Here is a 14,278-nt window from a genome sequence, read left to right as displayed (position 1 = left end):
CCCCAATCCCCATTCCCCAACCTCACCTGCCCCTACCGCACAGGTCCTAGAATCGCCACAACGTTTCCCCGGAGCAGCCAGATGATTCGCGAGATTATCCGCATGGGCGACAAACGCCTGCTGCGCGTGGCGCCACCGGTGACCAACCTGGGCAGCGCCGAGCTGCGCACGCTGGTGGCCGACATGTTCGAGACCATGGACGATGCGCGCGGCGTCGGCCTGGCCGCACCGCAGATCGCCGTGGATCTGCAGTAGATGGTGTTCGGCTTCGAAGCCAGCGATCGCTATCCCGAGGCGCCGGCAGTGCCGCGCACCGCATTGGCCGATGCACAGATCGAACCGCTGTCGGAGGAGATGGAAAACGGCTGGGAGGGATGCCTGTCCATTCCCGGCCTGCGTGCCGTCATTCCGCGCTATCGCGTCATTCGCTACCGCGGCTTCGCGCCGGACGGCAGCCCGATCGAACGCGAGGCCGAAGGCTTCCACGCCCGCGTTGTGCAGCACGAATACGACCATCTGGTCGGCCGCCTGTACCCCTCGCGGATCGAGAACTTCGCCACCTTCGGTTTCGAGGACGTGCTGTCCTACGACCTGTGATCGCACCGCGGCATCGCATGTGACAAGGGCGCCTTGCGGCGCCCTTGTCGTGCTTACTTGAGCGCCTTGAAGCGCAGACGCTTGGGACCGGCGTCATCGCCCATGCGGCGGCGCTTGTCTTCTTCGTACTCGCGGTAGTTGCCCTGGAAGAACTCCACGTGCGACTCGCCTTCGAACGACAGGATGTGCGTGGCGATGCGATCCAGGAACCAGCGATCATGCGAGATCACGAAGGTATTGCCCGGGAACTCCAGCAATGCATCTTCCAGCGCACGCAGCGTTTCGATGTCCAGGTCGTTGGACGGTTCGTCGAGCAGCAGCACGTTGCCGCCCTGCAGCAGCGTCTTGGCCATGTGCAGACGACCGCGCTCACCACCGGAGAGCGAGCCGACCATCTTCTGCTGGTCCTGGCCCTTGAAGTTGAAGCGGCCGATGTAGGCGCGCGACTGGATCTCCACGCCGTTGATGTTGAGGATGTCCAGGCCGCCTGCGATTTCCTGGAACACGTTGTGGTTGCCCTCCAGCGCATCGCGGCTCTGGTCCACGTACGACAGCTGCACGGTCGGGCCCATCACGATCTCGCCCGAATCGGGTTTTTCCTGGCCGGTGATCATCTTGAACAGGGTCGACTTACCGGCACCGTTGGGGCCGATGATGCCGACGATGGCGCCGGGCGGCACGATCATCGACAGGTTGTCGATCAGCAGGCGGTCGCCGAACTTCTTGGACACGTTCTTGAACTCCATCACCGAGTTGCCCAGGCGCTCGCCCGGCGGGATGAAGATTTCATTGGTTTCGTTGCGGCGCTGGTAATCCACCGACTGCAGCTCTTCCAGGCGGGCCAGACGCGCCTTGCCCTTGGTGCGCCCGCCCTTGGCATTCTGGCGCGACCATTCCAGTTCCTTCTGGATCGCCTTCTGGCGTGACTTTTCCTGGTTGTCTTCCTGCTTGAGGCGCTCGTCCTTCTGGGTCAGCCAGTCGGTGTAATTGCCCTTCCACGGAATGCCGCGGCCGCGGTCCAGCTCCAGGATCCACTCGGCGGCGTTGTCGAGGAAGTAGCGATCATGCGTGACCGCCACCACGGTGCCGGTGTAGCGCGCCAGGAACTGTTCCAGCCACTCCACCGACTCGGCGTCCAGGTGGTTGGTCGGTTCGTCCAGCAGCAGCATGTCCGGCTTCTGCAGCAGCAGGCGGCACAGCGCCACGCGGCGCTTTTCACCACCGGACAGCTTGCCGACGATGGCGTCCCACGGCGGCAGGCGCAGCGCATCGGCGGCCACGTCCAGCTGGTTCTCCAGGGTGTGCGCGTCACCGGCGGCCAGGATCGCCTCCAGGCGTTCCTGTTCCTTGGCCAGCGCGTCGAAATCGGCGCCTTCTTCGGCATAGGCCAGGTACACCGCATCCAGCGCGGCCTGTGCCTGCAGCACGTCGCCCACGCCTTCCTCGACCGCTTCGCGCACGGTGTGCTCGGGGTTGAGCTGCGGCTCCTGCGCCAGGTAGCCGACCTTGATGCCGGCCTGCGGACGGGCTTCGCCCTCGAAATCGGTATCCACGCCGGCCATGATCTTCAGCACCGTGGACTTGCCGGCGCCGTTCAGGCCCAGCAGGCCGATCTTGGCGCCCGGGAAAAAGCTCAGCGAGATGTCCTTGATGATCTGCCGCTTGGGCGGGACCACCTTGCTGACGCGGTTCATGGTGTAGATGTATTGCGACATGGGTGCTCCGTGGACGCAGGCAGCCCACCGGCCGGGGCCGGAGGCAGCGGAAAAGGGATTGCGCCGATTATACGGGCAAGCGGCCTGGCTCGCGGCGGCGATGCGGCAGCTAAACGGCAGCTTACCTGTCACCTGAATGGGCGTTTTCGTAATCGATTCCAGCAAGAATGCGTTAAGGCGGTTGGCGCCTTAATGAAATTGCGACATCGCAGACAGGAGCAATCCCATGAACCGCAAACGCATCGTGACTGTTGTGCTTTCCTCCATCTTGGCGCTGGGCTTCGCCGCACCGGCCGCATTTGCCGGGGATTGGGACCGCGACGACCGCCGTGGGCATGACCACGGCCACCGCGATCATCGCGGCGACTGGCGCAATGACCGCCGGGATGACCGCCGCGAATGGCGTGATGACCGTCGCGCAGACCGCCGCGAGTGGCGCCAGGACCGCCGTTACTACAGCAACGGCTACCGCGAGGGCTATCGCGACGCGCGCTATCAGGACCGTCGCTACGACCGCAATCGGGTCTATGTCTACGATCGCCCCAACTACTACCGCGCCGGTCCGCCGCCGCGCCCGTACTGGGCCCGCGGTCAGCGCTACCACGGCCCGGTCTACGTGATCAACGACTACGACCGCTATAACCTGCGCCGCCCGCCGTATGGCTACCGTTGGCAGCGCGACAACACCGGCAATCTGCTGCTTGTGGCCATTGCAACCGGTGTGATTGCCGACCTGGTGCTCAACAACTAAGTTCAGCAGTGGCCTGGCCGGCCTGACCTGGCAAGCGGGCAGGGCCTTACACGAGGGCGCACTCCGGTGCGCCCTCGTCGTTCAAGGGCCGGGCGCGCCAAGGCCCGCGTGGCCCGCGCCGGCGCCGCAATTGGTCACCTGTCCACGCGGGGGCTTACAATCGGCGCCCCTACTGGCAACAGCTGCCCCGGAGCTCTGCATGTTCTCGCGCGACGTCCGACTGGAAACCTACGACCCCGAACTGGCCCAGGCCATCGCTGCCGAAGCCGGCCGCCAGGAGGATCACGTCGAGCTGATCGCCAGCGAAAACTACTGCAGCCCGCTGGTGATGGAAGCCCAGGGCAGCCAGTTGACCAACAAGTACGCCGAAGGCTATCCGGGCAAGCGCTACTACGGCGGTTGCGAGTTCGTCGACATTGCCGAGCAGCTGGCGATCGAGCGCATCAAGCAGGTGTTCGGCGCCGACTATGCGAACGTGCAGCCGCACAGCGGCTCGCAGGCCAACCAGGCGGTGTATCTGGCGTTGCTGCAGCCGGGCGACACCATCCTGGGCATGAGCCTGGCCCACGGCGGTCACCTGACCCACGGCGCCAAGGTCAACGTCTCCGGCAAGCTGTTCAACGCGGTGCAGTACGGTGTCAACGAGCAGGGCCTGATCGATTACGACGAGGTCCAGCGCCTGGCCACCGAGCACACGCCGAAGATGGTCGTGGCCGGCTTCTCGGCGTATTCGCAGAAGATCGACTGGGCGCGCTTCCGCGCCATCGCCGACAGCGTCGGTGCGTATCTGTTCGTGGACATGGCGCACGTGGCCGGCCTGGTCGCCGCCGGTGTGTATCCGAGCCCGCTGGAGCATGCGCACGTGGTCACCTCGACCACCCACAAGACCCTGCGCGGCCCGCGTGGCGGCATCATCGTGGCCAAGGGCGCGAGTGAGGAGCTGCAGAAAAAGCTGCAGTCGATCGTGTTCCCCGGCATCCAGGGCGGTCCGCTGATGCACGTGATCGCGGCCAAGGCGGTGGCGTTCAAGGAGGCGCTGGAGCCGGACTTCAAGACCTACCAGCAGCAGGTGGTCAAGAACGCGCAGGCGATGGCCAACACGCTGATCGCGCGCGGCTACAAGATCGTGTCCGGCGGCACCGAGAATCACCTGATGCTGGTGGACATGATCGGCCGCGATGTTTCCGGCAAGGATGCAGAGGCCGCGCTTGGCAAGGCGCACATCACCGTCAACAAGAACTCGGTGCCCAACGACCCGCGCTCGCCGTTCGTCACCTCCGGCCTGCGCCTGGGCACCCCGGCGATCACCACCCGCGGCTACAAGGAGCAGGACAGCATCGACCTGGCCAACTGGATCGCCGACGTGCTCGACGCCCCCAGCGACGAAGCGGTGCTGGCCAAGGTCCGCGACGCGGTGACGGCGCAGTGCAAGAAGTATCCGGTGTATGGCTGAGATGGGAATGGGGAATAGGGAGACGAGAATGGTAAAAGCAACGCTGCGATAGCTGTGCCGTTCCAATTCCCTATTCCCCTCTCCCTATTCCCGGACGCCTGATGCACTGCCCCTTTTGCCAGCACAACGACACCCGCGTGATCGATTCGCGCGTGTCCGAAGACGGCACGACGATTCGTCGGCGCCGTGAGTGCGAGGCGTGCGGCGAGCGTTTCAGCACCCTGGAAACGATCGAACTCAAGCTGCCGACCGTGGTCAAGAGTGATGGCGGGCGCGAGGCGTTCGATGCGCGCAAGCTGCGCACCAGTTTCGACCGCGCGCTGCAAAAGCGCCCGGTGTCCGAAGAACAGATCGAAGCGGCGGTGCGCGCGGTGGTGCATCAGTTGCGCATGTCCGGCGAGCGCGAGGTCGGTTCGTTGCGGGTGGGCGAGTACGTGATGGTCGAGCTGCGCAAGCTCGATCATGTGGGCTATGTACGCTTTGCCTCGGTGTACCGCAGCTTCCAGGACGTTGCCGATTTTCGCGAGGAAATCGAAAAGCTCGAGCGCGAGCTGCCGGTCGGCATCGAGCAACTGCCGCTGCTGGAAGCGGCGCTGGAACGCGCCGGCAAGCCCGGCAAGCGGTGAGCGCGATGCGCATCGCCTGCGTGGCCGACACGCCGGAGCTGTTGCCCGCCCTCGCGCAGGCGCATCTGCAGGCCTTCGGCAGCCTGTTGCCGGACTGGAATTTCGATGAGGCCTTGCGCGAGTTGCGCAGCCACAGCCGCGACGGCGTGATCCCAACCACCTGGGTTGCGCTCGATCAGGCACAGTGGCTCGGGTCGGTCAGCCTGCTGGAAAACGACGATGCGCGTATCCGCCAGTGGTCGCCCTGGCTGGCGTCGCTGTACGTGCAGCCGCAGGCGCGCGGGCAGGGCATCGGCGAGGCGCTGGTGACGCACTGCGTGCAGGCCGCCGCGCGCATGGGCGTGCCGGCCTTATATCTGTATTGCCAGCCAGCACTGTCGCCTTACTACCAGCGGCTGGGCTGGCATACGCATGCAGAATTGCTGCTGGGGCCGATGCAGATCGTGGTGATGCAGATCGCGCCGGTGCTGCAGTGCGCGTGACAGCCGACGATCACCGCTGGATGGCCCAGGCATTGCGTCTGGCCGAGCGCGGTGCCTACACCACGCGCCCCAATCCAATGGTTGGCTGCGTGATCGTGCGCGATGGCGTGTGCGTGGGCGAAGGTTTTCATCAACGTGCCGGCGGCCCGCATGCGGAAGTGTTCGCGCTGCGCGCAGCCGGCGCGCTGGCGCGGGGCGCCACCGCGTACGTCACGCTGGAACCGTGCGCGCACTACGGACGCACGCCGCCCTGTGCCCTGGCCTTGATCGATGCCGGAGTGGCGCGTGTGGTCGCGGCGATGGCCGACCCGTTTCCGCAGGTCAACGGTGGCGGGTTCGCGTTGCTGCGCGAGGCCGGGATCGAGGTGCTCAGCGGGGTCCTGCAGGCACAGGCGCGCGCGCTCAACCGGGGCTTCCTGTCGCGGGTGGAGCGCGGGCGGCCGTGGCTGCGGGTCAAGCTCGGCGCCAGCCTGGATGGACGGACTGCGCTGGCCAGCGGTGAATCCAAGTGGATCACCGGCGCCGATGCACGCGCGGATGTGCAGCGCTGGCGCGCGCGTGCGGGTGCGATCCTCACCGGCGCCGGAACGGTGCTGGCCGACGACCCATCGATGACGGTGCGGTTGGGCGATGACACGCCGTTCGTACCGCCGCTGCGCGTGGTGCTCGACGCCGGGTTGCGGACGTTGGCATGCAACACCATTCGTCAGGGCGAGGCGCCCACGTTGTATCTGCATGGCGAGGATGTGGCCGCGCCGTCGCTGGACGATGCGCAGTTCATTGCGATGCCGTTGCATGCCGGCCGTTTCGAGCTGGGTGCCGTGTTGGCCCTGCTTGCCGAGCGCGGCATCAACGAGGTGCATGTGGAAGCCGGCGCAACAGTGAGCGGTGCGCTGCTGCAAGCCGGGCTGGTCGACGAATTGCTGGTCTACGTGGCGCCGGTACTGCTGGGCGATACCGCCAGGCCGCTGCTGGCCGGGCTAGACATCGAGACGATGGCACAGCGCGCTGCGTTGCAGCTGCTGGATGTGCGCCAGCTGGGGCAGGATCTGCGTCTGCGTTATGCGCCGGTTGTTGCCGGATGAGCACTGCACCGCTTGCCCGATGCCGCGCGGGCGTGTGGTTGCGCGCATGAAAAAGGCCCCGCATGCGGGGCCTTCGTGCATCTGTGACGCGCCGATCAGAAGCTTGCGCGCACGCCCACCTTGTACTGGTTGGCGTTGTCGACGAACTGCGCTTCGGCAACCAGGCCCCAGGTGCGGGTGAAGTTGACCTGGCCACCCAGGGTGCCGACGAACTCGCCTTCGTCCACGTCGCTGCCGTCGATGTAGCCGGCCTTGATCCAGGCTTCGGTGCGCGGCGAGGGCTTGCCGCGCAGGCCCAGGTTGGCAAAGCCCAGGGTGGTCGAGTCGGACGCGTTGTCGATCGAGCGACCGCGCAGGCGCAGGTCGGATTCGACCTTGGTGCGCAGCACGCTGATGTCGGCGGTGAACTCGACGCGCTCGGTCATTTCCTGGCGGTAGCCGATCCCCAGCGTGGCCTGCTGCAGGGTGCCGTCGATCACGAAGCCGCTGCCGAGGTTGTAATCCTTGGTGGCACGTTCGTAGCTGGCCAGCAGGTAGGCCGGCTGGGCAATCTGCCAGGAACCGCGGATGTAGCCACCGTCGATATCGTCGGACGCGTCGTTGACGTTGATTTCGGTCCGGTTCCAGCCGCCTTCGACGTAGGAATAGCTCAGGCCTTCGGCCGATGCGGCAAACGGTGCGGCGGCCAGCACGGCAGCCAGGATCAGGGTGTTACGCATTGGATGTCTCTCTCCGAATTGATGTCCGTGTCTCCGTCCCGTTGCGGGAGGGAAAAAGCGACGTCTCCCGTCGCGGTGGGTAAATTAACAGATCCTTCACAATCCTGGCTATGGGGGATTTCCTCACATGACGCAGTGTCCTGCCAGCCGTCGCTGATGCTCAGCCATCGCACCGATGGGCCCTGTTAGACTTTGCGCACCGGTTCGCCGGTACTCACGAACGTCTTCAGGGCGGGGTGCGATTCCCCACCGGCGGTAGGCATGCGCAAGCATGCGAGCCCGCGAGCGCTTGCGCATCGGAGTTGAGCGGATCCACGCGAAACCCGCTGCGCAAGGTCAGCAGATCCGGTGCGATGCCGGGGCCGACGGTATAGTCCGGATGAAAGAAGACGGCCAACGCGCAGCCTTGCGGCTGTGCGCGCGCCTGTTTGCCTTGTGGCGTTTTTCGCTCAACTCCTGCGAGAAACGACTATGTCCCTGCCTCACCCGTCGCGCTGCGTCGCGATCTTCCACCGCACTGCGTGCGCTCCGTTGTCGTCAACGACGGGGGCATGCTGATGTTTACCGGAATCATTGAAGGCGTCGGCCATCTGGCAGCGCGCCAGCCGCAAGGCGGCGATGTGCGTTTCACCTTCGCCACCGGCAACCTGCCATTCGACGCGGTGCAACTGGGCGAGAGCATCGCGGTCAACGGCGTGTGCCTGACCGTGATTGCGTTCGATGCCGGCAGCTTCCAGGCCGACGCCTCTACCGAAACCCTGTCGCTGACCACGTTGGGCAGCTTGCCGGAAGGCGCGCTGCTGAATCTGGAGCGTGCGATGCGCCCGACCGACCGCCTCGGCGGGCATCTGGTCAGCGGCCATGTCGATGGCCTGGGCCAGGTGCAGTCGGTGCATGGCGATGCACGGGCGCAGCGCTGGCGGTTTGCCGCCCCGTCGTCGGTATTGCGCTATGTCGCCAAAAAGGGCTCGATCTGCGTGGACGGAGTCAGCCTGACCGTCAACGAGGTGGACGAGGACGGCTTCGAGGTCGCGTTGATTCCGCACACGGTGGCCAACACCGCGTTTGCGCGGACGGCGGTCGGCGCGGCAGTGAATCTGGAGATCGATCTGGTGGCGCGCTACGTCGAACGCCTGCTCGGCACGCGGGGTGCGGCATGAATTTCGCACCCGTTCCGGAACTGATCGAGGAACTGCGCGCAGGCCGCATGGTGGTGATCGTCGATGACGAAGACCGCGAGAACGAAGGCGACCTGATCATGGCCGCCGAGCTGGTCAAGCCGTCGGACATCAATTTCATGGTGACCCACGCGCGCGGGCTGGTGTGCCTGTCGCTGACCCGCGAGCGCTGCGCGCAGCTGGGCCTGGCGCCGATGGTGCGCAACAACACCGCGCAGTTCCAGACCAACTTCACCGTCAGCATCGAGGCGGCCGAGGGCGTGACCACCGGCATCTCCGCCTACGACCGTGCGCACACGGTACGCACCGCGGTGCGGCCGGATGCCAGGCCGCAGGACCTGAGCCAGCCGGGGCATATCTTCCCGCTGATCTCCCAGCCCGGCGGGGTGCTGACCCGCGCCGGCCACACCGAAGCGGCCAGCGACCTGCCGATGCTGGCCGGGCTGGAACCGGCCGGCGTGCTGGTGGAAGTGCTCAACCCGGACGGCAGCATGGCGCGGCGCCCGCAGCTGGAAGTGTTCGCGCGCGAGCACGGGCTGAAGATGGGTTCGATCGCCGATCTGATCGCCTATCGCCTGGCCAACGAGCACACCGTCGAGCGTGTGGACGCGCGCGAGATCAGCACCGAATTCGGCCCGTTCACGCTGGTGACCTACCGCGACCGCATCGCGCACGACCTGCATTTTGCGCTGGTGCGCGGCACGCCCGATCCGGCCACCCCGACGCTGGTGCGCGTGCAGGTGGAAAACCCGCTGGCCGATCTGCTGCACTGGCAGCGCGATGACTTCGGCGTGGCGGCCACCGATGCGCTGCGTGCGATCGCCGCCGAAGGGCAGGGCGTGATGGTGGTGCTGTCGGCGCCGCGCGACAGCGAATCCCTGCTGGCGCGGCTGCGCCAGCAACCGGAAGCGGCCACCAACGCCAAGGACGTCAGCCAGTGGCGGCGTAATGGCGCAGGCGCGCAGATCCTGGCCGAGCTGGGCCTGGGCAAGCTGCGCGTGCTGGGCACGCCGCGCCGTCAGGTGGGCCTGGCCGGGTTCGGGCTGGAGGTGGTGGAGTACCTGGAATGCCATCCCGGCGAAGGCGTGCGTGCGGTGCCGGTCGCCGCGCTGCCCTGACGCAGGGCCGGCGGCCTGGAGTCGGCGCTCCGGTCGTTGCCACACGCGCCGCTGGAACCGTGTCGGTCGAGCGGTTCCTGCGGTGGTTGCGCAACGACCACGCTGGCCTGCGGTTGCGCCAGCCGGTGCTGCGCGCCCGCACACCGCCTGCTGCAGACATGGCCGGGCCTGCTTCGGCGCCCCGGCCGGCACCCATCGGCCGGGCCGGGCCCCGGCAGCTGTTAAACTTGCCGCCCCCTCGAGTTGCCGACCCGCATGACCCACTACGAAGGCGATCTCCGCCCCACTACCGCGCGCTTTGCGATCATCGCCAGCCGCTGGAATGCCCGCATCACCGACGCGCTGGTCACCGGTGCGCGCCAGAGCCTGGCCGGCAACGGCATCGGCGAGGACGCCATCGACGTGGTCCGCGTGCCGGGCGCCTGGGAAATTCCGATCGCGGCCAACCGCCTGGGACAATCCGGCCAGCATGCGGCGATCATCGCGCTGGGCTGCGTGATCCGCGGCGACACCCGCCACTACGAACACGTCGCCGACCTGTGCGCCGAAGGCCTGATGAGCGTGCAGTTGCAGACCGGCGTGCCGGTGCTCAACGGCGTGCTGGCGGTCGAGCGCGTGGAAGATGCCGAGGCGCGTGCCGGCGGCAGCCATGGCAACAAGGGCGAGGAATGCGCGCTTGCGGCATTGGAACTGGTCAATTTGATGGAGTTGTTGCCATGAGCAAGTCCGGTGGACATGCCCGCCACGTCCGTCGCGACGGCATCGATCCGGTGCTGCGTTCGCGCGCGCGCCGGCGCGCCTTGCAGGCGGTGTATGCCTGGCAGATTTCCGGCGGGTTCGCCAAGCAGGTGATCTCCCAGTTTGCGCACGAGCAGGCGCACGAAGTGGCCGATCTGGCCTATTTCGAAAACCTGGTCGAAGGCGTGCTGACCAACCGCGCCGAGCTGGATACCGCGCTGACCCCGTATCTGGATCGCGGCGTGGAAGAGGTCGACGCGATCGAACGTGCGGTGCTGCGCCTGGCGGCCTATGAACTGCTGTATCGCCAGGACGTGCCGTACCGCGTGGTCATCAACGAAGCGATCGAAACCGCCAAGCGCTTCGGCTCCGAGCACGGCCACACCTACGTCAACGGCGTGCTGGATCGCGCCTCGGTGGAGTGGCGCAAGGTGGAGTCGGGCACTGGCGGCGCCAGCAGCGCCTGAGGCGCCGCGGGAATGGGGAGTCGGGAATGGGGAATCGTAAGAGCACCGTTTCCGATATCTCCTGACGCGCTTTTGCGATTCCCGATTCCCTTCTCCCGATTCCCGTCCCCATGCCCGAATTCGATCTAATTGCCCGCTTGCGCGCGCGCATTGTGGCGCGTGCGGATGTGCCGTTGGGCATTGGCGACGATGCGGCGCTGCTGCAGCCGCCGCCGGGCGAGCAGCTGGCGATCACCGCCGATACGCTCAATGCGGGCGTGCATTTTCCGCACGAGACGCGCGCCGAGGATCTGGGCTGGAAGACGCTGGCGGTCAATCTGTCCGATCTGGCCGCGATGGGTGCGCAGCCGCGCTGGTGCACCTTGTCGCTGTCGTTGCCGCACGACGATGCCGACTGGGTCGATGCGTTCGCCGATGGCTTCTTTGCACTGGCCGACGCGCACGACATTGCGCTGGTCGGTGGCGACACCACACGCGGGCCGTTGTCGTGTGCGGTGACTGCGATCGGCAGCCTGCCGCCGGGTGCGGCGTTGCGTCGCGATGGGGCGCGTGTGGGCGACGATGTGTGGGTGACCGGTGCGCCGGGCGAGGCGGCCGCGGCCTTGTTGCTGTGGCAGGCCGGCCAGCTGGACGTGACCTGCGCGGCGGCCGATCCGGTGCACGAGCAGTGGCGCGGCCGCCTGCTGCGCCCGCAGCCGCGCGTGCAGGCCGGGCTGCGCCTGCGTGGGCTTGCGCATGCCTGTGTGGATGTCTCCGATGGGTTGCTGGCCGATCTGGGGCATCTGTGCGAACGCAGCGGCGTGGGCGCGCAGCTGGCGCTGACGGCGTTGCCGGCGATGCCGCGCAGCGCCGGGATCAGCGCGCTGCAGTGCATCGGCTGGCAACTCGGCGGCGGCGACGACTACGAGCTGTGCTTCACCGCCGCCGTGCAACACCGCGAGGCGGTGCTGCAGGCGATGGACTTCGCCGCAGTCGCGGTGACACGCATCGGCCGGGTCGTCGCCACGCCGGGCGTGGTGGTCCACGACGCCGACGGCAAGCCATGGCAGCCGCCGCAGCGCGGGTATCAGCACTTCGTGGGCTGAGCGGTTCGCGCGGGAGGCGTTGCGCGGGCCTGCTGCATTGCAGCCAACCTCTGCGGGTCGGGATCGGCATACGATGGCGCCGGCCGGCTTGCACTTCAGCACGTGTCACGATTGCGGCGCCTACGCTCCGCCTCCCGCCTCCCGCCTCCCGATTCCCGATTCCCGCCTCCCGATTCCCGATTCCCGATTCCCGATTCCCGATTCCCGGCCCTTGAGCCATACCGTACCGTCTGGTACGTTCGCGACGTTCTCCCCCGAACCACGGATGCATGGCAGCTGCCGCTGGGCCATCCCGGCCCGGCCTTGCGTGGGAGAGAACCATGAACAAGCCTTGGATCGGAGGCATCGCCGCACTGGCGTTGCTGGTGGCATCGGCGTCGGCAATGGCGGGCGCTTTCAGCAAGACCTATGAACGCATTCCCGGCTGGGATGGCGCGCCGATGGGCGCGCTGGTCCTGGTGCCGCAGGGGCAGGGCAGCGGGCCGTTTCCGCTGGTCGTGATGCCGGCCAGCTGGTCGTTGCCGAACCTGGAATACCTTGGCCGTGCGACCCAACTGGCCAGCGATGGCTACGTGGTCGTCAGCTATACCTCGCGCGGGTTCTGGGATTCGGCCGGGCAGATCGACATCGCCGGCGCCGACACGGTGGAAGACGTCAGCGCGGTGATCGACTGGGCGCTGGCGCATACGCCGGCCAACCCGAATGCGATCGGTGCATCGGGTATTTCCTACGGAGCCGGCATCAGCCTGTTGGCGGCCGGGCGCGATCCGCGCATCAAGGCCGTGGCTGCGCTCAGCGGCTGGGCGGATCTGGAAGCGTCGCTGTATTCCAATCGCACCGTCAGCCAGCAAGGCGTTGGACTCCTGGTCGGTGCCGGCGCGCTGACCGGACGGCCCGGCCCGGATCTGGCGCAGATCAGCACACGGGTTGCCGTTGGCGATTACGACGGCGCAGTGCAGGGCTTCCTGCCGCAGGCCGCGTCGCGCAGCCCGGCGAGCGAGGTGGCTGCGCTCAATGCGCGGGGCACCGCGGTGCTGCTGGGCAATGCCTTCAACGATGGCCTGTTTCCGCCGAATCAGACCATCGCGTTCTTCAACCAGCTGCGCGGGCCCAAGCAATTGCTGCTCAGCCAGGGCGATCACGCCACGGCGGAACTGCCGGGCGCGCTGGGCCTGCCCAACGAGGTCTACACGGCGGCCACGCGCTGGTTCGATCGTCATCTCAAGCAGGTGCGTAACGGGGTGGATGCAGAAGCGCCGGTGCGGCTGTCGCCGCGCGCAGGACAGTGGCTGGAGTACCCGGATTGGGCGTCGGTGCAGCAGGGCACCACGCGCCTGGGGCTATCCGCACCGGCCGGGTTGCTCAGCCCCACCGGCGGCTTGATCGGCGGTACCGCCAGCGGATGGCAATCGCGCATCGCCACCGATGTGCCGACCTTGGCCGACTCGGGCGTGGTGCTGGTCAGCGGTCTGTTGCAAGGCATCGGCGTGCCGATCACCACGTCGATTCCGTTGGTCAATCGCATCGGCGCGGCAGTGTGGGTGGGTGCGCCGTCAAGCACGGTACGCCGGCTGGCCGGCAGTCCCTCGCTGCGAGTGACCGTGGTGCCCAGTCAGTCGAAGGTGAGCCTGTTCGCGTATCTGTACCGCATGGATGCAGTGGGCATGGCGCAATTGGTCACGCATGCGCCGTATTCGCTGCGCGGGGCCACGCCGGGCCGCGCAGTGACGCTGGATTGGCCGCTGCAGGCGGCTGCTGCGGAGATTCCGGCAGGGCAGCGCCTGGTGCTGGTGATCGACACGCACGACGCACGTTATACCGATGCCAGCGATGGTGGCGGCACAGTGACGTTTACCTCGCCGGTGGCAACGCCTTCGGTATTGAATGTGCCGCTGCGGTAACGCTGCGCCGAGCTAATGGCGCGGTGAGTTGTCGGCCGCATACACCCGATCAGGTGTACGCGTGGATCAATCGCCCTTTATTGAATGCGTAACGGCAACCCACCCGGACACGACCGACCTGATCGGCGGGATGTCCTTTCCGGCGCCGGCAGTGTTGCAGAGCGTCAGGGCGGTTGCCTGGCTGCAGGGATCAGCGGTAGAGCAGTCGATCTGGCGCTTGGCTGCAGGGCCCTTGCCCGCCCACCATCGCAGGACACGCCGCAAGTACGTCCTTGTAGGCTCTTACGCGGCATCCATGCCGCGTAAGGTCCCGCGACGGTGGGCGGGCAAGGACCAGGCGGGATGGTCGGTACGCAAAGTTAA

The 14,278-nt window shown here is 66.9% G+C and carries 13 protein-coding genes, 1 pseudogene and 1 riboswitch; of the genes and pseudogenes, 12 read left to right on the top strand and 2 right to left on the bottom strand.

Annotation, left to right across the window (positions count from 1 at the left end; genetic code table 11):
• Nucleotides 1–81 precede the first annotated feature (81 nt).
• Nucleotides 82–597, top strand: a pseudogene (gene def, locus EO139_RS07565) (peptide deformylase).
• Between the two features lie 53 nt (nt 598–650).
• On the opposite strand, the gene ettA reads toward def, so the two are convergent.
• On the bottom strand, nt 651–2,312 hold the full coding sequence (ettA, locus tag EO139_RS07560) for an energy-dependent translational throttle protein EttA (RefSeq protein WP_016904669.1): 1,662 nt from the start codon (nt 2,310–2,312) through the stop codon (nt 651–653).
• Nucleotides 2,313–2,538: 226 nt separating this feature from the next.
• Here ettA and EO139_RS07555 point away from each other — a divergent pair, with 226 nt between their 5' ends.
• The 5 genes from EO139_RS07555 to ribD all read left to right on the top strand — a co-directional run bounded on the left by EO139_RS07555 (nt 2,539) and on the right by ribD (nt 6,709).
• Nucleotides 2,539–3,063 carry an RcnB family protein gene (locus tag EO139_RS07555; RefSeq protein WP_104585544.1) on the top strand — a complete coding sequence of 175 codons (525 nt, stop codon included), beginning with the start codon at nt 2,539–2,541 and terminating at the stop codon, nt 3,061–3,063.
• Nucleotides 3,064–3,262: 199 nt separating this feature from the next.
• Nucleotides 3,263–4,516, top strand: a complete 1,254-nt coding sequence (gene glyA / locus EO139_RS07550) for a serine hydroxymethyltransferase (protein WP_104649428.1) — start codon at nt 3,263–3,265, stop codon at nt 4,514–4,516.
• A gap of 101 nt (nt 4,517–4,617) precedes the next feature.
• Nucleotides 4,618–5,142, top strand: coding sequence for a transcriptional regulator NrdR (nrdR, locus tag EO139_RS07545; protein ID WP_006453216.1), 525 nt, complete (start codon nt 4,618–4,620; stop codon nt 5,140–5,142).
• A complete protein-coding gene (locus EO139_RS07540) occupies nt 5,139–5,624 on the top strand; it encodes a GNAT family N-acetyltransferase (protein ID WP_164739764.1) in 486 nt (161 codons plus the stop codon). Before nrdR ends, EO139_RS07540 begins: the two co-directional genes overlap by 4 nt.
• On the top strand, nt 5,615–6,709 hold the full coding sequence (gene ribD / locus EO139_RS07535; protein ID WP_126969979.1) for a bifunctional diaminohydroxyphosphoribosylaminopyrimidine deaminase/5-amino-6-(5-phosphoribosylamino)uracil reductase RibD: 1,095 nt from the start codon (nt 5,615–5,617) through the stop codon (nt 6,707–6,709). Before EO139_RS07540 ends, ribD begins: the two co-directional genes overlap by 10 nt.
• A gap of 95 nt (nt 6,710–6,804) precedes the next feature.
• Here ribD and EO139_RS07530 read toward each other — a convergent pair whose 3' ends face one another.
• A complete protein-coding gene (locus EO139_RS07530) occupies nt 6,805–7,428 on the bottom strand; it encodes a hypothetical protein (protein WP_104649430.1) in 624 nt (207 codons plus the stop codon).
• A 218-nt stretch (nt 7,429–7,646) separates the two neighbouring features.
• Nucleotides 7,647–7,823, top strand: a riboswitch (FMN riboswitch).
• Nucleotides 7,824–7,985: 162 nt separating this feature from the next.
• Here EO139_RS07530 and EO139_RS07525 point away from each other — a divergent pair.
• From EO139_RS07525 to EO139_RS07495, 6 genes are all read left to right on the top strand, one after another.
• Entirely contained in the window at nt 7,986–8,588 is a 603-nt protein-coding gene (locus tag EO139_RS07525) for a riboflavin synthase (RefSeq protein WP_104585583.1), read from the top strand.
• Nucleotides 8,585–9,724: a 3,4-dihydroxy-2-butanone-4-phosphate synthase gene (ribB, locus tag EO139_RS07520; protein ID WP_104585536.1), complete on the top strand. Its 1,140-nt coding sequence runs from the start codon at nt 8,585–8,587 to the stop codon at nt 9,722–9,724. The genes EO139_RS07525 and ribB overlap by 4 nt, the downstream gene beginning before the upstream one ends.
• Nucleotides 9,725–9,979: 255 nt before the next feature.
• Complete coding sequence (gene ribH / locus EO139_RS07515; RefSeq protein ID WP_039423375.1) at nt 9,980–10,444, top strand: 6,7-dimethyl-8-ribityllumazine synthase; 465 nt, start codon at nt 9,980–9,982, stop codon at nt 10,442–10,444.
• Nucleotides 10,441–10,929 carry a transcription antitermination factor NusB gene (gene nusB / locus EO139_RS07510; protein WP_104649432.1) on the top strand — a complete coding sequence of 163 codons (489 nt, stop codon included), beginning with the start codon at nt 10,441–10,443 and terminating at the stop codon, nt 10,927–10,929. Before ribH ends, nusB begins: the two co-directional genes overlap by 4 nt.
• A gap of 110 nt (nt 10,930–11,039) precedes the next feature.
• Nucleotides 11,040–12,014, top strand: coding sequence for a thiamine-phosphate kinase (thiL, locus tag EO139_RS07505; RefSeq protein ID WP_126969977.1), 975 nt, complete (start codon nt 11,040–11,042; stop codon nt 12,012–12,014).
• A gap of 320 nt (nt 12,015–12,334) precedes the next feature.
• Nucleotides 12,335–13,915 (top strand): CocE/NonD family hydrolase, encoded by a 1,581-nt coding sequence (locus EO139_RS07495; protein ID WP_126969975.1) that lies wholly within the window; start codon nt 12,335–12,337, stop codon nt 13,913–13,915.
• Nucleotides 13,916–14,278: the final 363 nt, after the last annotated feature.

The organism is Xanthomonas sp. BRIP62411 (assembly GCF_003993525.1).
GTDB lineage: Bacteria > Pseudomonadota > Gammaproteobacteria > Xanthomonadales > Xanthomonadaceae > Xanthomonas > Xanthomonas euroxanthea.
The sequence above is the reverse complement of the archived record's forward strand: the minus strand, read 5'-3'. Positions and strand labels throughout refer to the sequence as shown.

Excerpts from the sequence above, each read along its gene's own strand:
- ettA (WP_016904669.1), bottom strand. The coding sequence starts at position 2,312 with ATGTCGCAATACATCTACACCATGAACCGCGTCAGCAAGGTGGTCCCG.
- EO139_RS07555 (WP_104585544.1), top strand. The coding sequence starts at position 2,539 with ATGAACCGCAAACGCATCGTGACTGTTGTGCTTTCCTCCATCTTGGCG.
- glyA (WP_104649428.1), top strand. The coding sequence starts at position 3,263 with ATGTTCTCGCGCGACGTCCGACTGGAAACCTACGACCCCGAACTGGCC.
- nrdR (WP_006453216.1), top strand. The coding sequence starts at position 4,618 with ATGCACTGCCCCTTTTGCCAGCACAACGACACCCGCGTGATCGATTCG.
- EO139_RS07530 (WP_104649430.1), bottom strand. The coding sequence starts at position 7,428 with ATGCGTAACACCCTGATCCTGGCTGCCGTGCTGGCCGCCGCACCGTTT.
- EO139_RS07525 (WP_104585583.1), top strand. The coding sequence starts at position 7,986 with ATGTTTACCGGAATCATTGAAGGCGTCGGCCATCTGGCAGCGCGCCAG.
- ribB (WP_104585536.1), top strand. The coding sequence starts at position 8,585 with ATGAATTTCGCACCCGTTCCGGAACTGATCGAGGAACTGCGCGCAGGC.
- ribH (WP_039423375.1), top strand. The coding sequence starts at position 9,980 with ATGACCCACTACGAAGGCGATCTCCGCCCCACTACCGCGCGCTTTGCG.
- nusB (WP_104649432.1), top strand. The coding sequence starts at position 10,441 with ATGAGCAAGTCCGGTGGACATGCCCGCCACGTCCGTCGCGACGGCATC.
- thiL (WP_126969977.1), top strand. The coding sequence starts at position 11,040 with ATGCCCGAATTCGATCTAATTGCCCGCTTGCGCGCGCGCATTGTGGCG.
- EO139_RS07495 (WP_126969975.1), top strand. The coding sequence starts at position 12,335 with ATGAACAAGCCTTGGATCGGAGGCATCGCCGCACTGGCGTTGCTGGTG.